This window comes from Martelella mangrovi (assembly GCF_040545495.1).
GTDB classification, from domain to species: Bacteria; Pseudomonadota; Alphaproteobacteria; order Rhizobiales; family Rhizobiaceae; genus Martelella; species Martelella mangrovi.
Map to the genome: position 1 here is coordinate 77,359 of NZ_JBEPLY010000004.1, position 25,491 is coordinate 102,849.

Consider the following 25,491-nt stretch of genomic DNA (forward strand, 5'->3'; position numbering starts at 1 on the left):
GCGCACGAAGGGGTCTTCGCGTCCCACTTTGTCAGGCTGCTCTTCCGAATTGCCCGTGCTGACGGTACTGCACGAGATAGGTCGGCAACACGGCATCGAGCTGCGCGGCACGAATACCGAGCCCGCTCAGCGTGCGCCCTTCCGACACGGCAGCCTCCGAAACGACATTGTCAGTTTTCAAAAGCCTGACCTGATCGGCGGTCAAGGGCGGCGTGATCAGCGGAATGGCACCCGCGATCCCGCCGAAGAAGGATGCAAGGCCGAAGGGCAGCGACACAAGCGCACGCTTGCGACCGGTCACCTTCAGGACCTCCTCAAGACATTCGCGGAAGCTCAGCACATCGCGGCCGCCAAGCTCGTAGACCTGGCCGCCGGCAAGCTGTCCGTCGACAGAGCGCGCGATCACCTCGGCAACATCGCCGACATAGACCGGCTGGAATTTGGTCTTGCCGCCGCCGATCAACGGCAGGAACGGCGAGATAAGCGACATCTTGCCGAACTTGTTGAAGAAATCGTCTTCCGGCCCGAAGATGATCGACGGACGGACGATCACGGCATCGGGCACGATTTTCTGAACGGCGGCTTCGGCCGCAGCCTTGGAACGGGCATAATGCGACGGGCTGTCCTTGTCGGCGCCGATTGCGGAAACATGAGTGAGGGTTGCGCCCTGTTCATGCGCAGCTTCCGCCACCAGGCGGGCGCCTTCGGACTGGACCGCGTCGAAACCGTTCTTGCCGTTTTCAAACAGAAGACCGACACAATTGACGACATGATCGGCGCCTTCCACCGCGCGGCGCACCGAATCGGAAAACCGCAGATTGGACTGGAAGAACGTGATCTGCCCGACATTGCCGAGCGGCTGCAGGAACAGCGCCAGATCCGGACGGCGAACCGCCACACGAATGCGATAGCCCCGTTTTGCAAGGGCGCGGACAACATAGCGCCCGACAAAACCCGATCCGCCGAAAACCGTGACCAGCGGGGGTATATTCGATAGCGTCATGCCGAGCTCCTGAGATCGCCGAATGCCTGAATGATTATCTTGTCCAATAGACCAAACCGAACCCAAGGTGAAGGGTCAAGCTGACGCAGTCGCGTCAACGTCACCGCATCAGCGTCAAAAACCCTGCCGGTCGTGTCGAAACGGACACATGACGGAAGTCTAATTTGCCGCAACGGCGCTTTCAATCTCCGAAACGATGCCGTCGGCAGCGGCTTTGGGGTCTTCCGACCGGATCACCGGACGGGCAACAACGAGATGCGATGCACCCGCCGCAATCGCAAGGGCCGGCGTCATCACCCGCTTCTGGTCGTCTGCCGCCGCGCCGGCCGGACGAATGCCCGGCGTCACGAGCGCCTTGTCCGGGCCGATAATATTGCGCACCAGCGTCGCCTCCGCCGCCGAGCAGACGATCCCGCCCATGCCGGCTTCCACCGCCTGTTCGGCGCGCCGTTTCACCAGCGCCTGCGCATCGCCGGGATAGCCGGCTTCTTCGAGGTCGTGATTGTCCATCGAGGTCAGCACCGTCACGCCGAGCAGGCAGAGCCCGGAACCGTTGGCCGCTTCGACGGCCGCGCGCATTGCCTTGGGATAGGCATGCAGCGTGAGCATCGACATGCCCATCTTGGCGATATTCTCGACGCCCTTGGCAACCGTGTTGTCGATATCGAGCAGCTTCATGTCGAGGAAGATCTGCTTGCCGTCGGCGGCCAGTTCGCGCGCAAAGGAAAGCCCGCCGGCAAAGGCAAGCTGATAGCCGATCTTGTAAAAGGAGACACTGTCACCAAGCCGCGAGACCATTCGCTCAGCCTCGTCAACAGTCGGGACATCCAGCCCTACGATCAAGCGTTCGCGTGCGCCCATGGTATCGCCCCTTCGTTCCGCAACTTATTCGCGCTTCAATTGGCACAAAAGCTATTCGATGAAAAGGGCAAAGCGCCACATGGAAAACCGGACGACGCGCCAGCATCGCCCGGTTCTTCAGATTCTTTGTTGTGGCGCGGCGGGTTAGCGGAAAACCGGTAACCCCTTTTCACCCGACGCTTCAGACCCGCATCGGCATCAGAACGTAGAGCGCGTTTTCGTTGTCGGTATCACGCACTAGCGTCGGAGACCCCGCATCGGCAAACAGGAAGATCGCCTCGTCGCCGGTCAGCTGCGCGGTGATGTCGAGCAGATATTTGGCGTTGAAGCCGATATCCATTGCCTCGCTGTCGTAACCGACGGCCAATTCGTCGGTGGCGCTGCCCGAATCGGGATTGTTGACGGTGAGCGTCAGCTGCCCTTCGCCAAGCGACAGCTTGACGGCGCGCCCGCGCTCCGACGAAACGGTCGACACGCGGTCAACGGCCTTGGCAAAAGCATCGCACTCGATCCGCATTTCGCGGTCGTTGTTGGCCGGGATCACGCGCTGATAGTCCGGGAAGGTGCCGTCGATCAGCTTGGACGTGATGACCACCGAGCCGATGGTGAAGCGGATCTTGGCGTCGGACACTTCGACGGCGACAATGATCTCGGGATCGTCGACAAGTTTCTGCAACTCGCCGACGGTCTTGCGCGGAATGATCACGCCCGGCATGTTCTCGCAGCCCGAGGGCGCGTCGATTTCGGCACGCGCCAGACGGTGACCGTCGGTGGCGACAGCGCGCAGCTTCAGATCGGACCCCTCGGCCATGGCATGGAAGAAAATACCGTTCAGATAATAACGGGTTTCCTCGGTCGAAATCGCAAACTGGGTGCGATCGATCAGCATCTTCAGATCGGAAGCCTTCAGCTTGAAGGCATGGCTGAAGCTTCCCGCGGTCAGGTCCGGGAAGTCTTCCTGCGGCAGGCATTGCAGCGAGAACTTGGACTTGCCGGAAAAAACGGAAATGGTCTGGCCGTCGGGCGCGGTTGCCAGCGACACCTCCGAACCGTCGGAAAGCTTGCGGACGATCTCGTACAGCAGATGGGCCGGCACGGTGGTCGCGCCTGCCTGCTCGACCATGGCCGGGGTCTTCTCGGTGATCTCGAGGTCCAGGTCGGTCGCCTTCATTTCCAGATCGGCGCCTTCGGCCTTCAACAGAACATTCGAGAGAATCGGAATGGTATTGCGGCGTTCGACCACGCGGTGAACATGGTTCAGGGACTTCAGCAGATTGGATCTCTCGAGCGTGATACGCATGACTTTCGCTTTCACTCTTTCGCACGGGACAAATACCGGACGGCAGTCGAACACGGCCCGCAGCCGGAAAGGCCACAGGCGGGGAGACAAAATGACAGCAATTCAGCGCCGATTGCAAGGGCCGCCATGGCGCGCGCGCATTTATTCCACTTCTGTCGCCGGTATCCGCTGTCACCGCCTGACCTTTACCCCTTGTCGCAGCATTAAGGTCATGTTCAAAGAGGAAAAAGCAAGGTCGGGAAGATGAGTATAGACGAAAGCGACAGCAACCGTTTCGAAATCGCGGGACATTCCATCGAGGCCCGCCCGCTGGCGCCCGGCCTTTACCTGGTGGCAACGCCGATCGGCAATCTCGGCGACATGACCGTGCGGGCGCTTGAAACCCTCGCCGGCGCCGACATTCTCGCCTGCGAAGACACGCGCGTGACCCGCAAGCTCCTGGACCGCTTCGCGATCCGCAAGCGCCCCTTCGCCTATCACGAACACAATGCGGAAAAGGCCGGTGAGCATCTGCTGGCGGCACTGCGGGACGGCAAAGGCGTCGCGCTTGTTTCCGATGCCGGCACGCCGCTGGTTTCCGATCCCGGTTACAGGCTTGCCGGCATGGCCATTGCAGACGATATCAAGGTCGTGCCGATCCCCGGCGCATCGGCGCCGCTGGCAGCCCTTGTGGGCGCAGGCTTGCCGAATGATGCCTTCTTCTTTGCCGGTTTCCTGCCGCACAAGGACAAGGGCCGCCGCGACCGGCTTTTAGAACTCATGCATGTTCCGGCAACGCTGATCTTCTTCGAATCACCGCACCGCATCGGCGCAACGCTTCAGGCCGCCTGTGAGGTGCTGGGCGCGAGCCGGCCGGCCGCCGTCTGCCGGGAGCTGACCAAGACCTATGAGGAGTTCCGGCGCGGCACACTGGGCGAACTTGCCGAGGCCTATCGCGGTGCGGAAGTGAAGGGCGAGATCGTCCTCGTCATCGGCCCGCCGCCGGCAGCGGAAGCCCCGAAACAAGCAGATATCGACGCATTGCTGAAACTGCTGGTCGCCGACATGCCGGCGGCCAAGGCCGCAGCGCAGGCCGCAAAGGAAACCGGCCTGCCGCGCAAGGACCTCTACCAGCGGCTTCTGGCGATAAAGGACGGCAATGGCGCGTGAGGCCGACAAGAGGCGCAGCGCGGAACGGCGCGGACGGCGCGCCGAACGCCTTGCCGCCTTTTATCTGCGTCTGAAGGGTTATCGCATCCTGGCCACGCGTTTCAAATGCCATGCCGGCGAGATCGACATCGTCGCCCGCAAGGGCGACCTGGCCATTTTCGTCGAGGTCAAGGCGCGCAGAAGCGAGCAGCTGGCCATCGATGCCGTGACCGCGTCTGCCCAAAGGCGCATACGTTCAGCGTCCGATATCTGGCTTTCGCGGCAGACCGATGCCCATCGTCTGTCGCAACGCTACGACATCATCGCCTGCCTGCCCGGCCGCCTGCCCCTGCACTTCCCGGGCGCATTCTGACGATGCAGCATTGATAATGCGCAAGTGCACGTTCGCGCATATCCGGTTTTACAAATCTGAAACAAATCCTTCGTTCAGGCGTCACGCAACCGCAATAGGTCCGACCCATCATCCCGAGCGATGATTTCTCAGATTCTGAACGGGGACTTTCATTATGAAGAAATTTGTTCTGGCCGCGCTGACTGTCGGCCTTTCGACCTCAACCGCATTCGCCGCCACCGACATCACCTGGTGGCACGGCATGGGCGGCAAGAACCAGGAAGTCATCAACCAGATTTCCGAAAAGTTCAATGCCGCACAAGACTCCTGCACCCTGACGCCGGTTTCCAAGGGCACTTATGAAGAAGCGCTCGCATCTGGCATTGCCGCCTTCCGCTCGGGCGAACAGCCGAACATCCTGCAGGTCTTCGACGCCGGCGCCGCCACCATCATGAATGCCAAGGGCGCCGCCGTTGCCGCTGAAGACCTGATCAACAATGCCGGCTACGATTTCAACCGCGAAGACTTCATCGAGGGCGTGCGCTATTTCTACGCCGACGGCGACGGCAAATTCGTCGGCATGCCGTTCAACTCTTCCGCGCCGATCATGTACATCAACACCGAAGCCTTCGAAAAGGCCGGTGTCGAGCCGCCGAAGACCTGGGAAGAGTTCGAGGAAATCGCTCCTGCCCTGAAAGACGCCGGCTATGTCCCGCTCGTCCAGTCGCAGCTTACCTGGGAAATGACCGAGAACTTCTTCTCGCGCAACAATCTCCAGTTTGCCACCAACAACAATGGCTATGACAGCGTCGAGGGCACCGAAATCCTGGTCGACACGCCCGAGCACATCATGATGTATGAAAAGCTCAAGGACTGGTACGACAACGGCTATTTCGGCTATTACGGCGCCGGCTGGTCAGACAACCAGAAGCCTTTCGAAGAAGACAAGGTTGCCCTGTGGGTTGGCTCCTCGGGCTCCTTTGGCGGCCTGCAGAAGACCGCCCAGATGCCCTTCTCGGCAACCTTCCTGCCCTACTGGGACGCAATTGAAGGCGCCGGCACCAACTCCTTCATCGGCGGCGCTGCCCTCTTCGCGCTTTCCGGCAAGGATGACGCCCAGAACCAGTGCACGGCCGACTTCTTCCAGTTCCTGACCTCGCCGGAAATCCAGTACTTCTGGCACAAGTCCACCGGCTATGTTCCGGTCACCACCGCCGCTTACGAACTGGCCAAGGAAGATGGCTGGTATGAAGAGCAGCCGGTTGCCGAGGTCGGCATCCAGCAGCTGTCGCTGCCGGGCGGCGAATGGTCGAAGGGCTATCGCATGGGTTTCTACCCGCAGATCCGCGAAGTCATGGAACGCGAATACAACAAGATCTTCGCCGGCGAGACCACCGTTGAAGACGCCATGGCGACGATCCAGGAAGAAGGCAACGCCCTTCTCGCCCGCTTCGCCAAGACCGCTTCCAACTAAGGCGCTGCGCACCGAAACAGCCGATCCGGGGGCTAACGCTCCCGGATTTTGGCGTGTTTGGAAAATGTAGTCCCGCCGCAAATGGCGGTCGCGTTTGCCCGAGTGACGAACCTTGCTCCCGATACTCTCTCCCGCTTGCGGGAGAGATGCCCCGAAAGGGGCGGTGAGGGTGAAGCAGCGTACCTAATCGCAAGGGCACCCGAGGGAATAGACTCCCCCTCACTGTCGCTGTCGCGACATCTCTCCCCTCCGGGGCGAGAAGACTTGGGGGCTATGCGGCATGGGCGGAGTCGTCGCCCCGACCGCAACAGGAAACAAAAAATGAAGCGCGTCCAGTTCAATTCGCCCCTGCTGCCTTATCTTTTCGTGCTGCCGCAGATGGCCATCATCGTGATCTTCTTCTACTGGCCGTCGGTGCAGGCGATCCAGTCTTCCTTCTATCTGGAGGACCCCTTCGGCTTCAGCGCGAGTTTTGTCGGCCTTGATAATTATACCGACGCGCTGACATCGAGCTATTACCTGCAGGTCGCCCAGTTCACCGTGCTCTTCACGGTTCTGGTGACCTTCTTCTCGCTCGCCCTGGGTCTCATTCTCGCCTCCAAGGCCGATGACGTCATTCGCGGTTCGAGCAGCTACAAGACGCTGCTGATTTCCGTCTATGCCATCGCGCCGCCGGTGGCGGGCCTGATCGGCATGATGTTCTTCGACCAGCATATCGGTCCCTTCGTGAAGATGGCGGCGTGGTTCGGCTGGGACATGAAGGTCGGCATCAATTATTTCGACACCGCCTTTGCGATGATCACCGTCGCCGTGTGGAAGCAGATTCCCTACAATTTCATCTTCTTCCTGTCGGGTCTCCAGTCCATCCCGGTTTCCGTGCGGGAAGCAGCCGCCATCGACAACCGTTCGCGGCTCAGTCGATTCTGGACGGTAACACTGCCGCTTCTGGCGCCGACGGCCTTTTTCCTCCTGATCATCAACATGACCTATTCGCTGTTCGACACGTTCGGCATCATCGATGTGATCGTGAAGGACAAGGCCGCCAACAACCCGATCACCCTGGTCTACAAGGTTTATATGGACGGTTTCCGCGGCAATGACATCGGCGGTTCGGCCGCGCAATCGGTCATTTTGATGCTGATCGTGCTGGTGCTCACCTTCTTCCAGTTCCGCTTCATCGAGCGGCGCGTGCACTACAACTGAGGAGCCGGACCAATGCACAAGACAACTCTCACGGACCACCTCATCCTCATCTTCGGCGTATTCATCATGGTCGGACCGATTTTCGTCGCCTTCATGACATCGACCCATGAGGCCGTTGACGTGCACATGAAGGGCCTTCAGGTCACCTGGGGCGATGATTTCGTTTCGACCTACAAGGAAGTGCTGGCCCGAAAGGGCGGCTTTACCGGCGATGTCACCGGCGCCCGCATGGTGATGAACTCCTTCATCCTCGGCATCGGCTTTGCCGTCGGCAAGATCGTGCTGTCGATGTTGGCGGCCTATGGGCTCGTCTACTTCCGCTCACGGTTTTCGACGCTGTTCTTCTGGATGATTTTCACCACCCTGCTGCTGCCGCTCGAAGTGCGCATCCTGCCCTCTTACGACGTGATGACGAAGCTGGGACTGGTCAACACCTATACCGGCCTGATCGTACCGCTGCTTGCATCGGCCACCGGCACCTTCTTCTTCCGCCAGTTCTTCAAATCGGTCCCCGACGAACTGCTGGAGGCCGCCTGCATCGATGGCGCCGGGCCGTTCAAGTTCTTCATCGACATTCTCGTACCGCTGTCGAAAACCATGATCGCGGCGATCTTCATCATCATGTTCGTTTATGGCTGGAACCAGTATCTGTGGCCGATGATCATGACCAACGAGGAAAGCTTCTACACGCTGGTGCGCGGCATCAAGCAGATCCTCCTCGTCTGGGTCGGAAGCCAGATCCCCGAATATAACCAGGCCTTCGCGCTGGCGGTGCTCGCCATGCTGCCGCCGATCCTCATCGTGGTGATCTTCCAGAGCTGGTTCATCAAGGGCCTGACGGAAAGCGACAAATAGGAAGAATAAAATGGCTGCTATCGAAATTTCAAAGGTCTCCAAGATCTATTCCGGCGACACCCGCGCAGTCGACAATGTCGATATCAAGATCGAGGATGGCGAGTTCATCGTGCTCGTCGGCCCGTCAGGCTGCGGTAAATCCACTCTTTTGCGTATGGTTGCCGGCCTTGAGGCAATCACCGAGGGCGAGGTGAAGATCGGCGGCGCCGTGGTCAACAAGAAGGACCCGGCCGAGCGCGATATCGCCATGGTGTTCCAGAACTACGCGCTCTATCCGCATATGACGGTCTATAACAATCTCGCCTATGGCCTGAAAAACCGGGGCACGCCGAAGGCCGAGATCGAGGCGCGGGTGAAGGAAGCCGCGCGCATGCTGGAGCTGGAGCCCTATCTGGAGCGCAAGCCGCGCGCGCTTTCCGGCGGCCAGCGTCAGCGTGTCGCCATGGGGCGCGCCATCGTGCGCAAGCCTGCCGCTTTCCTGTTTGACGAGCCGCTATCAAACCTCGATGCCAAGCTGCGCGTTTCCATGCGCGGCGAGATCAAGCATCTGCAAAAGCGCCTCGGCACCACCTCGATCTATGTCACCCATGACCAGCTCGAGGCAATGACGCTGGCCGACCGGCTGGTGGTTTTGAACGCCGGGCGCATAGAGCAGATCGGCACGCCGCTCGACGTCTACCACAAGCCGGCCTCCACCTTCGTTGCCAATTTCATCGGTTCTCCCGCGATGAACCTGCTTTCCGCAGAGCTTAACGATGACCGGCTCGCGCTTGGCTACAATGTGCTGAACATGACGCGCGACCTGCCGGTTTCCGGCCCGCTGACCGTTGGCATCCGCGCCGAGGACCTGCAGGTCGCCGACCAGCCTTCCGCGCATACGATCACGGCCAGGCTCGACTATATCGAGGAGTTGGGGGCCACCCGCCTTGCCCATTGCCTGATCGGCGAACAGAAATTGACGGCGGCCCTGTCGCCCGCCATTCCGCTGGGTGACGAGATGCGCTTTTCAATTGATCCGGACAGGCTGCATTTCTATGATGGCGAGACCGGCAAGCGGGTCCATTCCCGGAGCGCACCGGCTGAAGCTTGAAAATGCGACCCATGCCAGAACTCTTTACCGATTGTGTCCCCGCACTCGATGCGCCCGGACGCGCCGAGCGCGCGCGTATCTCAGGCCTTGAGAAGGCAAATCACATCCATGACCGGCTGCAGCAGGAGCTTGGATGCCTGCACACGATCGAGACCGGCGGCAGGCCGGACAGGGATATGCCGCTTGCCTTTCCCTTTACGGCGGCCGCCTGGAACCTGCAGCGCGGTCTTTTCCCGCATGAAAGCGCTTCAAGGCTTGCTGCGGAAAATGCCGACGTGGTGATGCTTTCGGAAATGGACAACGGCATGGCGCGCACCGCCCAGCGCCACCCGACCGCAGAAATCGCCGACGATCTGGCCATGGCCTATGCCTATGGCGTCGAGTTCATCGAACTCGGTCTCGGCAATGCCGCAGAGCGGCCCTTCTGCACTGACGATTTCAACGCCAGGGGCTTTCACGGCAATGCGCTGCTTGCCCGCACACCGCTGGTCAGCCCGTTCATGCTGCCGCTTTCCGGCGATCCGATCTGGTTCAGCCGCGACAAGGACCAGCCGCGCATCGGCGCGCGCATGGCCATCGGTGCGCAGATCGAAACGGCGCAAGGGCCCCTCGTCGCGCTGTCGACCCATCTGGAAAGCCATGGCGACATTGCGCTTCGCGAACGGCAGATGGCCGATATCTTCGCGCTTGTCGACTGGCATTTTTCCGGCCTTCCGGTGCTGATCGGTGGCGATCTCAACACCGTCAACCGCAGCGGTGGCGACCCGGACGTCGAGACACTGTTTTCGCTTGCCGCAGACAAGGGCTATGAGCGCCACGGCGGACCAGCGGACCGGATGACAACACGGCCGAGCCTGATCTCGGAGGAGCGCCCGAAGCAGATGAAGCTCGACTGGTTTCTGTCCCGTGGGCTGGACATTTCCGAAAGCCGCGTCATCGACGCCCTTGATGCCGACGGCAAGCCCCTGTCGGACCACGACCTGCTGATCTGCACTGTCGCCGGCGTCCGCTCCTGATCGGGAACGATTGCCAAGCAGCACCGCGATGACTACATATCGTGGCGCTTCAAACCATATCGGGGGCTCCAGTTTCATGGCCGCAATCAAAAACGTCGCTGTCCAGATGGACCATATCTCCACCGTCAAGATTGCAGGCGATTCGACCTTCGCCATGTGTCTGGAAGCCCAGAACCGGGGTTATAACCTGTTTCACTACACGCCCGACCGGCTGAGCCTGCGCGACGGCAAGGTCTTCGCCGCCGTCGAGCCGATGACGCTGCGCGATGTCGAGGGCGACCATTATACGCTCGGTGCGGCCGAACGCGTCGACCTTTCGACCATGGATGTGGTGCTGCTGCGCCAGGACCCGCCCTTCGACATGGCCTATATCACCTCCACCCATCTTTTGGAGCGCATCCACCCGAAGACGCTGGTGGTCAACGATCCGGCCTGGGTGCGCAATTCGCCGGAAAAGATTTTCGTCACCGAATTCGCCGACCTGATGCCGCCGACGCTGATTACCAAGGACGAAGGCGAGATTGCGCGGTTCCGCGAGGAAATGGGCGACATCATCCTGAAGCCGCTTTACGGAAACGGCGGCGCCGGCGTGTTCCACTCCACCCGCGACGACCGCAATTTCACCTCGCTTCTGGAAATGTTCGCGCAGATGTTCCGCGAGCCCTATATCGCCCAGGCCTACCTGCCGGCCGTGCGCAAGGGCGACAAGCGCATCATCCTCGTTGATGGCGAATTCGCTGGCGCGATCAACCGCGTGCCGGCCGAAACCGACAGCCGCTCCAACATGCATGTCGGCGGCCGCGCGGAACCCTCCGAGCTGACGGCGCGCGAGAAGGAAATCTGCGACCGCATCGGCCCGGCGCTGAAGGAACGCGGCTTCATCCTGGTCGGCATCGACGTCATCGGCGACTACATGACCGAGATCAACGTCACCTCGCCCACCGGCATCCGCGAAGTGCAGAAATTCGGCGGCGCGGATATTTCAGCGCTGATGTGGGACGCGATCGAGAAAAAGCGCAGCTGAGTGAGACGCTATTTCGTCTGCCCGACCAGCGCCTGCTGCGTGAGTGAGGTGCGCAGTTCGTTCTTCTGGGCTTCGATCATGCCGGAGATCAGGAACAGGTCGACCAGCCACCAGATGCCGAAAATGGCCAGAAACAGAAAACCGATAAAGAAAACCAGTGTCAGCCAGCCGACGACATTCAGCAGCAGCATGGTGACGGCCGTGCCGGGCCGACCGAGATAAAACCGGTGAGCGCCGGCCCAGCCGACGAAAAACCAGAGCAGATAGGCCGCAGCCGCCGATTTCGCGCCATTGGTTATCCGCTGTTCGATCAGGATCTGTTCTTCGGTTGTCAGTCCCATTTCAATCTCCGCCTTATCTTGCCGGCAAGTCTGTGTTTCGAATCGTTTACGGTGCGAACACGGCAAATGTCCATCCCCAATGACATTGACATATCCTGCGCTCCGATAAGTTCCTCTTTTGTTCTTGCATTAATGCGCGCATTGTGGAATCTTTACAACCAAAAGGTTTGACGGAATGTCGTTTTCAGCGAACACCGATCGGAGCGGGGCTTGTCATGGTGTCGAGAATACAGACGGTTGCATTTCAGGGGATCGAGGGGGTTCCGGTCGATGTTCAGGTGATGGTGGCGCCGGGCAAGATCGGCATGCAGATCGTCGGCCTGCCCGACAAGGCGGTCGCCGAAAGCCGTGAGCGGGTGCAGGCCGCCCTTCATGCCACCGGCCTTGCCCTGCCGCCCAAACGGGTGACCGTCAACCTCGCGCCTGCTGACCTGCCGAAGGAGGGTTCGCATTTCGATCTCGCCATTGCGCTGGGGCTGATGGCAACCCTTGGCGCCGTGCCGGCGGATGCGCTGACCGGTTACGTCGTCATCGGCGAACTCAATCTCGACGGCACGATTGCCGCCGTCGCCGGTGCGCTACCGGCCGCCATAACCGCAAACGCACAGGACAAGGGGCTGATATGCCCGGCCGATTGTGGCCCGGAAGCCGCATGGGCCGGAAGCGATATCGATGTTCTGGCACCGAAAAGCCTGATTGCGATCGCCAATCATTTCAAGGGCACACAGGTTCTTTCGCGCCCGGCCCCAGCCGTCCGCGCCAGCGCCCGAAACCTGCCGGACCTTGCCGAAATCAAGGGACAGGAAAGCGCCAAGCGCGCACTCGAAGTGGCGGCCGCCGGTGGCCACAACCTGCTGATGGTCGGCCCGCCGGGATCGGGCAAATCAATGCTGGCCGCGCGTCTTCCTTCGATCCTGCCGCCGCTGTTACCGCAGGAACTTCTGGACATGTCGATGGTGCATTCGATTGCGGGCAAGCTTTCCGGCGGACGCCTGTCCGACCGCCGGCCTTTCCGCGCGCCGCATCACTCCGCCAGCATGGCGTCACTCGTCGGCGGTGGTATAAAGGCGCGACCGGGGGAAGCATCACTTGCCCATCACGGCGTCCTGTTTCTCGACGAACTGCCGGAATTTTCGCCGCAGGTGCTCGATGCGCTGCGCCAGCCGCTGGAGAGTGGTGAGTGTGTGATTGCGCGCGCCAACCACCGGGTTTCCTACCCGGCCGCCTTCCAGCTCGTCGCTGCCATGAATCCCTGCCGCTGCGGCATGGCGGGTGAGCCCGGCCATAGCTGCGCGCGGGGACCGCGTTGCGCCGCCGATTATCAGGCGCGCATCTCCGGGCCGATGATGGACCGGATCGATATCCGGATCGACGTCCCGGCCGTCAGCGCCATGGATCTCATCGGCGCCAGCGCCACCGGCGAGACAAGCGCCGCCGTGGCAAACCGCGTGGCCCGGGCCCGTCAGGCCCAGCGCGAACGCTTTGCGGCGCTCGGAAGCGATCCGGCCACCGTCAATGCCCGCTGTTCGGCCAATGTGATCGAGAAGCTTGCTGAACCCGATGCGCCCGGGCTGGCACTTTTGCGGGAAGCAGCCGAGAAGATGCGATTTTCCGCCCGTGGTTATCACCGCGTGCTGAAGGTTGCCCGCACCATCGCCGATCTCGACGGCAAGGCAACAGTCGGCCGGGTGCATATCGGCGAGGCCATTGCCTACCGGGTCTCTGCGGCCGAACGCGTTAATACCGCGGCATAGGGCGCATCGCCCACCTTTTTCCCCGCGCACTCCGACGGCGCTAGGCTTGAGCCATCAGGCCACAGGCCCGCAACAGGAGTGTAACATGTCGGATCAGACGGCCAGGATCGGCCTTCCCTTCATACTGCCCGCACAGGCCCAGAAACACGTCACACACAACGAGGCGCTTCAGCGGCTCGATGCAATCGTCCATCTCACGGTTCTCAGCGCCGGCACTGCACCGCCTGCAAGCCCCGATGACGGAACCTGCCATCTGGTCACGGAGGCGCCGACCGGCGAATGGGCGGGACATGCCGGTGCGATTGCGATCTTTCAGGACGGCTACTGGCAGTTCATCACACCGGTCACCGGCTGGTCTGCCTGGTTTGCCGCAGACAGCGCCTTGCGCATTTTCGACGGCACCGACTGGGTTTCCCCACCCTTGCCGGCCGACCTCTCAGCTTCCATGCTCGGCATCAACGCCGCCGCCGATGCCACAAACCGGCTTTCGGTTTCATCCCCCGCAACGCTTTTCAACAATGCCGGCAGCGGGCACCAACTGAAGATCAACAAGGCAACGGCGGGCGACACGGCGTCCCTGCTCTACCAGACAGGCTGGTCGGGCCGGGCGGAAATGGGGCTTGCCGGCTCGGACAACTTCGCGATCAAGACCAGTCCCGATGGCGCAAGCTGGTACGAGGCGCTTCGGATCACCCCCGAAGGCGCCGTTGCCATGCCATCGCGACCGCTTGCCCGCGCGGCGGCCCCGAGCGGATCCACCCTGATTACAGGCCCGGCAAGCCGCGGGTTTGGCACCCTGCATGTCGGTGAAGGCGGATTTGCGTTGGGTGGGGCTGTCACCGGCGGCGGCAACCGGCTTATGTTTCCGACAAGCGGCTATTACGCCGTTAACCTCACCGTCACGGCCGCGGCCACGGGCAGCTATACGGTGTCCCTCGAAAAGAACGGGTCGGAAAACTGCGTCATCCTGCGCGGGATTGCCACCGGCGGCAGTCCGCTCACCCATTCGGCTTCCGCCATCAGCTATTTTTCGGCCGGTGATTATGCCCGCATCGCCTTTACCGGCACCGCAACCTATGAACTCGGCTACGGCGCGACGGAAGTGACGGCCATGCTGCTTTGAGGTTCGTCTTGCCATTGACCGCCCTTCCCCGCTATGCCTTGTCGAAACACACCCCGGAAAGGCGATGACATGGCAGGCAAGATCGACTGGCGCGAAAGCCTCAATCTGAAACATCCGTCTCTCAAGCCGCTCTGGATCCGGGTCCTGGCGGTTGCGGTGTGTGGCGGCTGGGCCGTTGCCGAAATCTTTATCGGCTCGCCCTACTGGTCGATCCTGTTTGGCGCGGCCGCAGCCTACATGGCCTATGCCTTCTTCATTTCTCCGGACAGTTCCTATTTCAGCGAACCTGAAAACACACCGGAAGAATAGGCCAAAAATCTCAGGCCGGGTGAGGCCCCGGAAAAGTGCGGTCCGCCAGCTTCGGCAGCATGTAGCGGAAAGCGACAGAGCGCACGCCCTGAAACAGCAGCATGGCAATCCACAGGCCGTGATTGCCGAAAAGCGGCTGCAGCACGGCCCAGGCGGCGAAATAACAGGCAAGCGAAAACAGCATCAGCGTGCGCATTTCGCGTGACCATGTCGCACCGATGAACACCCCGTCCATCTGGAAGGCAATGACGCCGACAAGCGGCATGATCGCCGCGTAAGGCAGATAGACATGGGCCAGCGCCTGGGTTTCGGCAATCGGCGCGATCAGCGCGACCACATATGGCCCGGAGATGAAAAACGCAGCGGAGACAAACACCGCCATCGCCACGCCCCAGAGCGTGGTCAGCCGGATCACCCGGTCAAAGGCCGGGCGATAGAAGGCCCCGACAGCGCGGCCGGCAAGCTGCTCGGCGGCGGTGGCAAAGCCATCGAGAAAGGCAACACCGAAGAAATAGTAGCGCAGCAGCACCGTGTTGGCGGCCAGAACATCGATACCCAGAACGCCCGATTGTCGTGTGAAAAACGAAAGCCCGATCAAAAGCGCAAAGGAGCGGATCATCATGTCGCGGTTGACCGAGAAAAGCCGTTTCACGGTGACAAGATCCGGCACTTCCCATTTATGCCGGTCGGTGCGGCGCAGGATGAGAACGACGCCGGCAATCGCCGTCAGCCCCTCGGCGACCAGACTTGCCGCGCCCGCGCCCGCAAGCCCGTAATTCAGCCACAATACCCAGAAGAAGCTGAAAAACAGGTTGAGCGCGTTGAGCGCGACCTGCAGGAGAAGCGCGGTCACCGCCTCGCCGCGGCCGATAACCCAGCCGAAGACGACGAAATTGAACAGCGCGAACGGCGCCGACCACACCCGCCAGGCATAATAGGTCCAGGCCGCGTCCCCCACCGCGCCGTCGGCATCGAGCACGTAAAGCCCAAGCCGGCCGATGGGAACATGCAGCGCCAGGATAAGAAGACCGGAACCGACCGCGATCAGGATGCCGCCGAGCAGCATGCGTTGTTCGGCGCGGGGATCCTCCGCCCCGACGGCCTGCGCGGTAAAGCCGGTGGTCGCCGCGCGCAGGAAGTTGAAGGTTGTGAACAGCACATCGAAAATCACCGCCGCCAGCGCCACACCGCCGATCAGCACCTCGTCGCGCAATTGCCCGACCACGCCGGTGGCCGCAAGGCTCACCAGCGGGGTGGAAAAATGCGCGATCATCATCGGCAGGGCGATGGTGAGCACCTGCCGGTGCGTCACCGAAAAAGGGCGCGGAACGCGACCGGTAGCGGTTTCCAAAACAGGTTCGTCCTTGATATGCGGCTCGCCGGTGTGTGCATCAGCCGGTGGGCCCGGCCGAAAAAGGCGATGACATCGATTAGGTCGAGAATTTCCGGATCGTCAAGACCCGCCGCATGAAGTTTCTCTCCCGCAGTGCGCCTTACTTGCCGTCACAGCTCAGCGCGTGGAAATAGTCGCCCCAGCTATCGATGCGGATGCCGAAATGGCGGCCGCTGTCGAAGACCCGGCCACCATCCCAGACGAGGTCGCCATCTCTGGCGGTTCCGCGCATGTAGACAACGCCGTTATCCGTCATCAGATCGACGAAGCGGCGCACGCCACCCTCGATACGCCCTGAAATGTCGGTAAATTCTCCGCTCTCATCGCCCTCAATCGCCCGATAGCGCAGATTATAATCGATCGGCACATCGCAGCGGTTGGTCAGCACAAAGGTGATCGCAAACCGGGGATTGGCCTCGATGGCGCGGAAAAACGGCGAGCCGCTGCCCATCACAATGGCCTCGATGGCCTCGACTTCCGTTTTTCCGAGATATCGCCCAAGTCCGGGCGAAAGATAGACCCCGAAAATGCCTGAGGCGACACGCATACCGGCCCCCGACGCACCATCGGGCAGCGTGCAGTTCACCGGCATCAGATCGCCTGGCTCGATTTCAAGCGCCGCACAGCCCGAAGCCATCATCAGCCCGCCCGTCGCCGCATCATGAAACTGTACGACCGGGCGACCGTCGCCAGCGCCTGCTTCCTCTCCTCTGTAGAAGGATATTTCGTCCGTTTCGGCCGCAAAGGGCGGGCGCTCGGAAGGCTCGCGGACCTCAACGAGGGCGACCTGGCTTTCAGGCGCGCCGGCCGAGCCGAAGGGGGCTGCATCCACCGGCAGATAGGCGCGCGCGATGAACCGACGCGAAACAGGGATGTAACCGTCATCGAGATCGATCCGCGGCATAACCTGCCGGTCGGCAATCACCTCTCCGGTTTCGGGATCGAGAACGCAGGCGGCGGCGGTCAGAACATGGCGCGGCCCAACCACGGTTGCGCTGCAGACCACCTGGTCGATGCCGGTGACAATGGCCGCCAGCGAACGGTTGTCTGTCGCGCGCCCGTCGACCGGCTGAATGCCGTTTTGCGCAGGCTCCACCGTCGCATCTGCAACAAGATCGGCACGCGTCGGCCCCATCTCCTCGTAGGAAGCCTGATCGTCTTCCATCAGCGCCATGATCGCGGCGGCGTCGCCCCGTGCCTCGTCATAGGCCGTCGGATCGCCCGCCTTCAGACTGTCCGGCAGGCTCAAAAGCCGTTCGAACTTGCGCAACAATTCGAGCGGCACCGCCGGACGGAAAGCGGGTTCCTCGAATTGCGCCGGGTCTTCGAGTTGCGCTGCGACCTCATAGCCGAAACTGCGGGCAGCACCGGAAAGCAGGCGATTGACCGCCTCGGCCGTGGCGATGGAACGGTTGCGCATATTGTTTTCGGCAAGATAGGCCATCAGGTCCGCGGTCGACCAGTTGATGCCGGCGATCCGCACACCGTCCGGCTGCAATGCGCCGTCATTCCAGATCTGCTCCGCGGTGGCGGCGGGGACCGGTTCCCCCTCGGCCTCCCCGCTTTCCCAGACGAAAACATCGGACCAGTCCGGACTTTGCGGCTGATTGCTTGCCCATGCTCCCGGCAGGCCCGGCGCTTCGACAGTCTGCGCGAGGCCGATAGCGGCATCCTGGCTTGGCACGCGAAAGCGAAAGATCAGTTTGACCGCATAAGGCAGGACGGGCGGCGCGGCCTCCGGCAGAGCTGCACTTTCCGGCACGCTGCCTGTCGGCGACCAGAGTTGAAACGCACCGGGGCCAAGCGTGGGCAAGGCGTAGAGGTAATCCTCGAGCTCATAGCGAAACCGGGCGGAAACCATTGGCTTGCCCGCATCAAGCCCCATTGTCAGTTCGCTGTCCCAGCCGAGCGTCACCGTCGAGGCAGGAGCTGTGTCCTCGTCGAACATCGGATGCCGGAATTCGGCTTGGTATGCATTGCCTTCGGCCGTGATCACGCGCGCGTCATCCGCCAGCGTCACCACCGGCAACAGCATCAGTGCCGCCAGAAAAAGCACCGGTACACTGCGCAGTTTTGCCGACGATACAGCATCCAGCCATGCACAATGACCGTTCAGGAATCGAGCCATGCTGCAAATCCCCTTTGCTGTTCGTCCGAGATGAAGAGTTTGCGCTTTCCACCAAGAGATTCGATGTTGAGGCGCTGGCCATAATAGCCGTCGGCACCGGCTCCGACGTGATCAAACGGAACATAGGTCAGCACATACCAGCCGGAGACGGCCAGAGCGGCAATCACGCCGAGGCCGGCAACAAGGCCGATCCGCCGTTTTGCTGACCGGCCGTGCGTCGCGGCGACGGTCGCAGATGGTTTGTCGGCGGCGGTCTCGTCTTCGTCACTTGCAAACACACCGTCGGCCAGCAGATAGACGCCCTGCGCTGTGCCCAGTGCCGCTGCCAGCGGATCGTCCTCATCGGGTTCGATGACGGCGATCGCGCGGTGACGCACAAGATTGCGGGCGTCATTGCTGGACAGAATTCGGCCCGAAAGCGGCATCTGAAGTTCAACCACCGCCCCGGTTGCCGCTTCGATCGTATAGAGCACGCTGTTGCGATCAATCCATTCTCCCGGCTCGGCGTGCACTTTCATAAGATTGGCAGGATAAAGCGCAGCATCGACAGGCGTGCGCAGCTCCACACGTCTCGTGCCGGTTGGCGAGGCCGTTTCCTCCAACGTTTGCGGATGCAATTCCTCCGGCGCGTCATCATCGGCAACGTCCAGTTCGATCAGCGTCTCACGCGCGCTCAGCACGGCGCCGACGGCAAACGGCGATGTCACCGCCTCGCCGCTGTGACTGGCGTGAATATGGAGCAGCCGGTCATTGGCCGTCTCCAGATCATAAAGCGGATCACCGCTGATGATCGTGTCGCCCGATTCGAAATAGTTTCTTTTGACCCGGGCCGGATAGAATTCATCTCCGGCCGGGCTCTCAATGATCACACGTACCATCGCATTCACTGCCCCTGCTGCGGGCAAACGTAATCGAGCGCCCGGTCATCAGCAAGTGACAAGCCGATCCAGTGTGAAGAAGCCTTTCCGAATGCTTAAAGCTCGAGCGGGCGTGCTTCCGAGGCCAGCATGATCGGCACGCCATCGCGGATGGGATAGGCCAGCCGCGCTTTCTGCGAGACAAGCTCCTGACGCTCGGTATCATAAGTCAGCCGCCCCTTGGTCACCGGACAGACCAGAAGCTCCAGCATTTTCGGATCGATACCGGCATCCTTCCTGTTCATTGGGGATGCCCTATTGCAGCTTGTCGCCGGGATCGCCGGCAAGCGCGAATTCGATGATCGCCACGAACATCTCCGCGCGCGCCTTGAGGTCCGGCGCCTCAAGCAGCGCCTGTTTTTCCGCCGGCCCGAACGGCGCCATCATCGAAAGCGAGTTGACCAGCGTCAGATTACCCGCCTGTTCGATATGCTCCCATTCCGTCTCCAGCCCTTCGGCCTCAAGATAGGCGCCGAAGGCTTCCAGCAGCGCGGCGCGGTCGACACCGGCTTCCTGCGCCTCGACATTGAGGTCGCCCATGAAGGGGGCGATCTCGAAACTGCGGAACGGTTTGGCGGTGTGCACTTCCTCGATCAGCCGCACACGGCAAATGCCGGTGAGCGCCACGAGATAGCGCCCGTCACCGGTTTCCGCAAAAGAGGTGACGCGCCCGACACAGCCGATATTGGAAAGCGGCGTTTGCGCGTCGACGTCCAGCGTCTCGTCGTGATGAACGGGCTGGACCATGGCAATCAGCCGGTTGCCCGCAACCGCATGGTCAACCATCGCCAGATAGCGCGGTTCAAAGATATTGAGCGGCAATTGCCCCTGCGGCAGCAACAGTCCGCCCGTCAGCGGAAACACCGGAACCACGTCCGGCAGATCCTTGCGGGTCAGATATCGGGCATTGCCAATCTGCATGATACGCTCCCGTTACGAAAACAGGATCGTGGAAAGCCTGCGGCGCGCGGTAATCGTTGCCGGGTCCTTCGGGCCCCAGGCTTCGAAGAAGTCCACCAATTGCTTGCGTGCGCCATCATCCTCGAATTCGCGATCCTTGCGCATGATCGTCAGCAGATGTTCGGCCGCCTCTTCGCGCTTGCCTTCCGCATTCAGCACCTTGGCCAGTTTCATGCGGGCGGCGTGATCGTCGGGATTGTCGGCCAGTGCCTGTTCAAGCGCTGCCGGATCACCGAATTTGCGGGCTTCCTCGATCTGCGCGATGCGGGTGGCGAGCGCCTTGATGGCGTCATCTTCCTTGAGTTCCTCGGGCACCTGGTCGAGAACCTGCTTGGCGCGGTCAAGCTGTCCGGCGGCCACCATGCAGCGGCCGATACCGGCAAGGGCCTTGGGGTTTTCCGGATCGGCCTGCATGACGCCGGCAAAAAGCTGGCCGGCTTCCTGCAGTTTCTCCTCGGCCAGCAATTGCTCTGCCTGCTCGAGCGCCGACACGATTTCGGCCTTGCGATCCTGTTCGGACGGACTGGCCGACGACAGCTTGGCGATGAACTCGTTCACCTGGCTTTCGGGCACGGCGCCCATGAAACCATCGACCGGCTGACCGTTGGAAAACGCGATAACGGCGGGAATCGACTGAATGCCGAGCTGACCGGCAATGGCAGGGTGATCATCGATATTCATCTTGACCAGCTTGACCTTGCCGCCGGCTCCCGTCACCGCCTTTTCGATGATCGGACCAAGCTGCTTGCATGGCCCGCACCAAGGCGCCCAGAAATCGACCAGCACCGGCTGGGTGCGCGATTCCTCGATCACGTCCTTGGTGAAATCGGCCGTTGTCGTGTCCTTGATCAGTCCGCCGGGCGGTGTCGCGCCGTTGGTTGCGCCATCGGCCGATACATTCATCTGGCCGCTGAAGGAGCCGCCATATGGGTTGTCAAAACCGCTCATCAATATCTCCCCGTCTGGCCCGCAGGGCCTGTTCCGACTTTGCCTGTAGATCGTGTGTCACGCTGTCACTTTCAAGACAAGCGGTTCGTGTCCCGTCGCCCGGATGAAGCGCAGAAGATCATCACGGTGGATGGAGGTCGTCGCCGTGTTGCGCAGCGGATGACAGTTTATGGTTTCACTCTCCATCAGATCCGCATCGAGGATGAAGGTCACCTGATGCTGGGTATCATTGATCGCGCCCAGCGCGGTAACCGATCCCGGCTCAACACCGAGATACGCCATCATCGCATCCGGTTTGCCGAAAGAAACCCGGCCGGATGCACCGATCAGATTATGCACCTGTTTCAGGTCCACCGTCGCATACTCCTCGACGGTCAGCAGGAAATAGCGGCTCTTCTTGTCCTTGATGAACAGGTTCTTGGTGTGGCCGCCGGGAATTTCCTCCCGCAGATCATCGCCTTCGGCAACGGTGAAGACGGCGCGGTGCTCCCGGTTGTCGTAGGCAATCCCGAGTTCATCGAGATAGGTGAACAGATCTTCGGACGATTTGGGGGCGGTCTTGGAAACAGTCATGGCGGCCAGGTGCTTTTCGACGGCGTGAAATCACAACACGCCTGTTTCACCACCATTCGAGGCCGAATGCAACAATGGCCCCGCCTGCGCAGGGCCATTGCAACAAAATCACGGCAAGGCGTGCTAAACGCCGCAGACGCTGACCGTCATACCCATTTTCGCCGCAAGCGCGGCCTTGGCCATCATCGCCTTGTCGGCTTCCGCAGCCGAAAGCGCATAGGCAACCTGAATGTGGTTGGCCTTGTGGCGCGCCATCATCTGGTCGCGCGAAACACCGGTCAGAACCGCATTCATGATCGGCCAGGGATAGTCCGTGGCCCGGCTGCGGCGCTCGCATTCTTCCGGCGGCAGCTTGACCGCCTGCCCGCGACCGATATCCATGTGTAGGGCGCCGTCCTTGAGGAAGATGCGGCTCCAGACGATTTCGCCGGGTTTGGCGTAACCCTTCAGCGTTCCCCCGCCGAAGGGAAAGAACATCGCCGGCTGGCGATAGCTTTCCGACCCTGCCCAGCCTCCTTCGTGATGGGCGGGCGGAACCGCGCCGGAAATCTCGAACACCCAGATGAAATCGTCGCGCGAGCCCGATTTGTCTGCGTCGCCCCACCGCAGGTCGTGCAGCGTGGTCTCCACCGGCTGGCCGAGCGCGCGATGCAAGCGGTTGGTCAGCACCGCATCGAGACCGGCGCATTCATCCACCTCGTTAAAATGCACGATTGCCCGGCCGTCGCGGATGATCGAACCATCTTCCCGGGTCACCGGCGGGCGGTCATCATTGTTGAGCATGCCCTCAACCAGGTCGGAGGCCGGCAACAGATCCTTCAGGCCCTGCTGATACTGGATGCCGATCGCTTCACAGCCGAAGAAATCGGCCAGCCGGACGGCAGCGATATACATCCGGCACTGATCGATGACCTGATCTTCGGTCAGTTCCTCCTTCGGATCGGCGCCGAAATGGAAGGTCATGCCCTTGTCGAGCATCCACTGATAGGCGGCACGCGCTTCTTCGTCACGCACCTGTTTCGTGGCGTGATAGAGCGCGGACTGTGACAGCCGCTCCTTGAATACACCGAGCGGCATCAGGATTTCATCCGGGATAATGGCATTGTACATGCCCATGCAGCCCTCGTCGAAAACCCCGAGAATGATCTTGTTGCCGGCCAGATCGGCGGCAATCTCATCTGCAAGTCCGGCCAGTTCGGCCGGCAGCGAAGCCGCATCGAACGGGCGGACATGGCTTTCATCATGGACAATCGTGCCGGTCTCGAGCCAGCTCTTCAGGCCTTCACGGAAAAAGTCGTCATCGAAGGTCTCGCTCCACAGCGAAGCATAGGGAACGCCGGCCTTGGTCAGCGAGCCATTCAGGTTCAGCAAGCCGACGAGACCCGGCCATTGTCCCGACCAGTTTGCCACCGTCAGGATCGGTCCCTTGTGCGCCAGCAGGCCGGGCAGCACATGATAGGAATATTGCCAGACGGCCTCCGCCACGATGATCGGCGCATTCGGATCGATGGTCCTGAAAACATCCATGCCCTCACGCTGAGTGGCAATGAAACCGTGTCCGGCGGGCTTCACCGGATGGGCACGTTTCAGCGTATGCCCCATTTCGGCAACGACTAAGGCTAGCTTGTCCTCCATCGCCTTTTGCGTGGGCCAGCACTTGGTGTTGGCGCTTTCGCGCAGGTCACCGCTGGCAACCAGCATGATATCCGTCATATCCATTTCCTCCCGGTTGTCATGAAAGCGAGATCACGTCCCCTGCAGACTGGCTGGTTGCGCGCGCCGGCTGGAACCATGACCAGCGACCCGGAAACCAATTTTGAAACGAAATCCCGATTTTTCGTTAGCAAATTCGTGTCAGCACCCGTGTTATCCCCGGAAATGGCACTTGTCCAGCAGCAAACGGGCGCGCGTCAAAACGACGTCTTCCGGCAGGATGCAGGCGAACAGGCGACGGCAAGCACCATCCCGAATTGACGGGAATCTTCAGCATGGCAAATGCCCCGATCTCTCGCTTTCATCCAATGCGAGAACGCCCGGCGCACACGGAAATTCCGCCCCCGCTCCGCTTTCTTCCGTTAATGCACTGAAAATGCTTCGCGATTTTTCGCACACAAAAAAATGCAGAAATCCATCATTTCGTTGTTGCATTTGAAATCGGGTTAGGCCATATACGCCCTCGTCGCCGACACGGTGACATCGCCGGTCACTGACTTACCCCGGACCGGTTTGATGAGCGGGTGTAGCTCAGGGGTAGAGCACAACCTTGCCAAGGTTGGGGTCGAGGGTTCGAATCCCTTCGCCCGCTCCAGTTTTCCTTACCTACATATTTTTTTGGTTGCGCAATAAGAGGCGCTTGCCTGTTCGTTTGCGAACACAACGCGTTTTTCCGTGGCGCGCGGAACTTTCCCCCCCGCATGCGGGTTTTATGTCGGTGTTTATCACTGACGGTAAAGCAAATGCACTTCAGCACAGTATTTCGATCGAGAAAGGCCAGCGTACGTAAGACGAAGCTGAGCCATGCGTTTACGGAATACCTATCTTGCGTTTTCTTCAGGTCTTCATCTTTGGCGCATATGAGGCAGAAACAAATTTACAACATTTTTCTAAATTAGAAAAAATAGATCAAACAATTCAGTCTATTAAAAATAAATCGTAGAAATGGTCTGTGACTGGCACATATTCGACCACTTCAGCACAGCAACGATTGTGTCAATGAAAGTCCGAAAAACAGGCAAACGCTGATGACAATTCGGTCGAGAGGGGGTAAAAACAGTATATTCTAATATTTTAATCAACTTAAACATTTACAACCCAAAAGGTGCTGTAGTGAGCGCGGCGGATTTTCAGGCCTCCCCCACGGCCCATGTTTCAGAAACGAATACTTTGCCCAGACGTGCGTTCGGTCATGAACTTGTCTTTTCCGGTCATTACCAACGGCGAAAGCTTCAGCTGGCCCTGAAGCGTCTGTTCGATATTGCCATCTCGTTTGGCGCCCTTGCGGCGCTCAGCCCGCTGTTTCTTGTGATCGCGATCCTGATCAGGCTCGACAGCCCCGGCCCGGTGTTTTTCAGCCAGGTGCGCTGGGGGCGAAACGGTACCAAGATCAACATTTTCAAATTCCGCTCGATGCGCAACGACCTTGGCGACAAGTCGGGCGTGAAGCAGACGGTCGAGAATGACCCGCGGATCACCAAAATCGGCGCCTTCCTGCGACGGACGAACATCGATGAGCTGCCACAGCTCTTCAACGTCCTGCGCGGCGACATGTCCCTGATCGGGCCACGCTGCCATGCCGTCGGCATGCTGGCGAGCGGCATGCTGTTTGAAGAACTGGTGCCGGAATATCACCAGCGTCACGTCATGCGCCCCGGTCTCAGCGGCCTTGCGCAGATCAGGGGATGGCGCGGCCCGACCACGCGACGCGGCGAAGCCCGTGCCCGCATCATGTGCGACCTCTATTATGTGTCGAACTACAGCTTCATGCTCGACATGCAAATCCTGTTTGCAACGCTGCGTTCGGAAGTGGGGCGCGGCACGGGGTTCTAGGCAGCAACGACGGCCATCAAATTCAACAACCGGGCGGGACATGTGTTCCGCCCTTTTTGTTGCCCGTCAGCATGCCGGAAGCGTCTGGGAGACAGGCGCTTCTGGTTACCAGAGCGTTACCGTGTCCTTAGGCAAATTTTAAAAGTACCGCGCTAGCTTGAAGTCATAGGTTGTGAGTTTGTGTAGAGAGTAC

Annotated in this window: 25 protein-coding genes and 1 tRNA gene; 14 read left to right on the forward strand and 12 right to left on the reverse strand. The window is 60.6% G+C overall.

The features are described from left to right. Positions 1–31 precede the first annotated feature (31 nt). From ABID12_RS07235 to dnaN, 3 genes are all read right to left on the reverse strand, one after another. Positions 32–1,003: a complex I NDUFA9 subunit family protein gene (locus ABID12_RS07235; protein ID WP_354433665.1), complete on the reverse strand. Its 972-nt coding sequence runs from the start codon at positions 1,001–1,003 to the stop codon at positions 32–34. 159 nt (positions 1,004–1,162) lie between these two features. Further along, on the reverse strand, positions 1,163–1,864 hold the full coding sequence (gene pyrF, locus ABID12_RS07240) for an orotidine-5'-phosphate decarboxylase (RefSeq protein ID WP_354433666.1): 702 nt from the start codon (positions 1,862–1,864) through the stop codon (positions 1,163–1,165). Positions 1,865–2,045: 181 nt separating this feature from the next. Then, complete coding sequence (gene dnaN / locus ABID12_RS07245; protein ID WP_106309842.1) at positions 2,046–3,164, reverse strand: DNA polymerase III subunit beta; 1,119 nt, start codon at positions 3,162–3,164, stop codon at positions 2,046–2,048. 243 nt (positions 3,165–3,407) lie between these two features. Here dnaN and rsmI point away from each other — a divergent pair, with 243 nt between their 5' ends. From rsmI to gshB, 8 genes are all read left to right on the forward strand, one after another. Next, positions 3,408–4,313, forward strand: coding sequence for a 16S rRNA (cytidine(1402)-2'-O)-methyltransferase (rsmI, locus tag ABID12_RS07250; RefSeq protein WP_354433667.1), 906 nt, complete (start codon positions 3,408–3,410; stop codon positions 4,311–4,313). Further along, the gene (locus tag ABID12_RS07255; RefSeq protein ID WP_354433668.1) at positions 4,303–4,665 is read left to right on the forward strand and encodes a YraN family protein; all 363 of its coding nucleotides are present in this window, start codon (positions 4,303–4,305) and stop codon (positions 4,663–4,665) included. The genes rsmI and ABID12_RS07255 overlap by 11 nt, the downstream gene beginning before the upstream one ends. Positions 4,666–4,819: 154 nt before the next feature. Further along, positions 4,820–6,118: an extracellular solute-binding protein gene (locus ABID12_RS07260; protein ID WP_435528190.1), complete on the forward strand. Its 1,299-nt coding sequence runs from the start codon at positions 4,820–4,822 to the stop codon at positions 6,116–6,118. A gap of 321 nt (positions 6,119–6,439) precedes the next feature. Further along, positions 6,440–7,321, forward strand: a complete 882-nt coding sequence (locus ABID12_RS07265) for an ABC transporter permease subunit (protein WP_354433669.1) — start codon at positions 6,440–6,442, stop codon at positions 7,319–7,321. A gap of 12 nt (positions 7,322–7,333) precedes the next feature. After that, a complete protein-coding gene (locus ABID12_RS07270; protein WP_354433670.1) occupies positions 7,334–8,176 on the forward strand; it encodes an ABC transporter permease subunit in 843 nt (280 codons plus the stop codon). Between the two features lie 10 nt (positions 8,177–8,186). Further along, positions 8,187–9,266: a sn-glycerol-3-phosphate import ATP-binding protein UgpC gene (locus ABID12_RS07275; RefSeq protein ID WP_354433671.1), complete on the forward strand. Its 1,080-nt coding sequence runs from the start codon at positions 8,187–8,189 to the stop codon at positions 9,264–9,266. An 11-nt stretch (positions 9,267–9,277) separates the two neighbouring features. Beyond that, entirely contained in the window at positions 9,278–10,282 is a 1,005-nt protein-coding gene (locus tag ABID12_RS07280; protein ID WP_354433672.1) for an endonuclease/exonuclease/phosphatase family protein, read from the forward strand. A 76-nt stretch (positions 10,283–10,358) separates the two neighbouring features. Then, positions 10,359–11,306, forward strand: a complete 948-nt coding sequence (gene gshB / locus ABID12_RS07285; RefSeq protein ID WP_354433673.1) for a glutathione synthase — start codon at positions 10,359–10,361, stop codon at positions 11,304–11,306. A gap of 8 nt (positions 11,307–11,314) precedes the next feature. Here the strand turns inward: gshB and ABID12_RS07290 are convergent, their stop codons facing one another. After that, on the reverse strand, positions 11,315–11,647 hold the full coding sequence (locus tag ABID12_RS07290) for a TM2 domain-containing protein (RefSeq protein WP_106309815.1): 333 nt from the start codon (positions 11,645–11,647) through the stop codon (positions 11,315–11,317). Positions 11,648–11,862: 215 nt separating this feature from the next. On the opposite strand from ABID12_RS07290, the gene ABID12_RS07295 reads away from it, so the two are divergent. The 3 genes from ABID12_RS07295 (at position 11,863) to ABID12_RS07305 (ending at position 14,833) form a co-directional block, all read left to right on the forward strand. Beyond that, positions 11,863–13,401, forward strand: coding sequence for a YifB family Mg chelatase-like AAA ATPase (locus tag ABID12_RS07295; protein WP_354433674.1), 1,539 nt, complete (start codon positions 11,863–11,865; stop codon positions 13,399–13,401). An 85-nt stretch (positions 13,402–13,486) separates the two neighbouring features. Next, positions 13,487–14,524 carry a DUF2793 domain-containing protein gene (locus tag ABID12_RS07300; protein WP_354433675.1) on the forward strand — a complete coding sequence of 346 codons (1,038 nt, stop codon included), beginning with the start codon at positions 13,487–13,489 and terminating at the stop codon, positions 14,522–14,524. A gap of 69 nt (positions 14,525–14,593) precedes the next feature. Further along, entirely contained in the window at positions 14,594–14,833 is a 240-nt protein-coding gene (locus tag ABID12_RS07305; RefSeq protein WP_106309806.1) for a hypothetical protein, read from the forward strand. Between the two features lie 10 nt (positions 14,834–14,843). Here ABID12_RS07305 and ABID12_RS07310 read toward each other — a convergent pair whose 3' ends face one another. The 8 genes from ABID12_RS07310 to ABID12_RS07345 form a co-directional block, all read right to left on the reverse strand. Further along, positions 14,844–16,184: an MATE family efflux transporter gene (locus ABID12_RS07310; protein ID WP_354433676.1), complete on the reverse strand. Its 1,341-nt coding sequence runs from the start codon at positions 16,182–16,184 to the stop codon at positions 14,844–14,846. Between the two features lie 142 nt (positions 16,185–16,326). Beyond that, positions 16,327–18,354, reverse strand: coding sequence for a trypsin-like serine peptidase (locus ABID12_RS07315; protein ID WP_354433677.1), 2,028 nt, complete (start codon positions 18,352–18,354; stop codon positions 16,327–16,329). Continuing rightward, positions 18,339–19,232: a hypothetical protein gene (locus tag ABID12_RS07320; protein WP_354433678.1), complete on the reverse strand. Its 894-nt coding sequence runs from the start codon at positions 19,230–19,232 to the stop codon at positions 18,339–18,341. The genes ABID12_RS07315 and ABID12_RS07320 overlap by 16 nt, the downstream gene beginning before the upstream one ends. A gap of 95 nt (positions 19,233–19,327) precedes the next feature. Beyond that, the gene (locus ABID12_RS07325; protein WP_106309791.1) at positions 19,328–19,516 is read right to left on the reverse strand and encodes a Trm112 family protein; all 189 of its coding nucleotides are present in this window, start codon (positions 19,514–19,516) and stop codon (positions 19,328–19,330) included. Positions 19,517–19,526: 10 nt separating this feature from the next. Continuing rightward, on the reverse strand, positions 19,527–20,192 hold the full coding sequence (locus ABID12_RS07330; protein ID WP_319518787.1) for an LON peptidase substrate-binding domain-containing protein: 666 nt from the start codon (positions 20,190–20,192) through the stop codon (positions 19,527–19,529). 12 nt (positions 20,193–20,204) lie between these two features. Continuing rightward, positions 20,205–21,179 (reverse strand): thioredoxin, encoded by a 975-nt coding sequence (trxA, locus tag ABID12_RS07335; protein WP_354433679.1) that lies wholly within the window; start codon positions 21,177–21,179, stop codon positions 20,205–20,207. 57 nt (positions 21,180–21,236) lie between these two features. Further along, positions 21,237–21,752, reverse strand: a complete 516-nt coding sequence (locus tag ABID12_RS07340; RefSeq protein ID WP_319518786.1) for a prolyl-tRNA synthetase associated domain-containing protein — start codon at positions 21,750–21,752, stop codon at positions 21,237–21,239. A 123-nt stretch (positions 21,753–21,875) separates the two neighbouring features. Continuing rightward, the gene (locus ABID12_RS07345; RefSeq protein ID WP_354433680.1) at positions 21,876–23,465 is read right to left on the reverse strand and encodes a fucose isomerase; all 1,590 of its coding nucleotides are present in this window, start codon (positions 23,463–23,465) and stop codon (positions 21,876–21,878) included. 78 nt (positions 23,466–23,543) lie between these two features. On the opposite strand from ABID12_RS07345, the gene ABID12_RS07350 reads away from it, so the two are divergent. The 3 genes from ABID12_RS07350 (at position 23,544) to ABID12_RS07360 (ending at position 25,298) form a co-directional block, all read left to right on the forward strand. Next, positions 23,544–23,726, forward strand: coding sequence for a hypothetical protein (locus tag ABID12_RS07350; protein WP_354433681.1), 183 nt, complete (start codon positions 23,544–23,546; stop codon positions 23,724–23,726). Between the two features lie 259 nt (positions 23,727–23,985). Then, positions 23,986–24,060, forward strand: a tRNA-Gly gene (locus tag ABID12_RS07355). 575 nt (positions 24,061–24,635) lie between these two features. Continuing rightward, entirely contained in the window at positions 24,636–25,298 is a 663-nt protein-coding gene (locus tag ABID12_RS07360; protein ID WP_319518783.1) for a sugar transferase, read from the forward strand. Positions 25,299–25,491 lie beyond the last annotated feature (193 nt).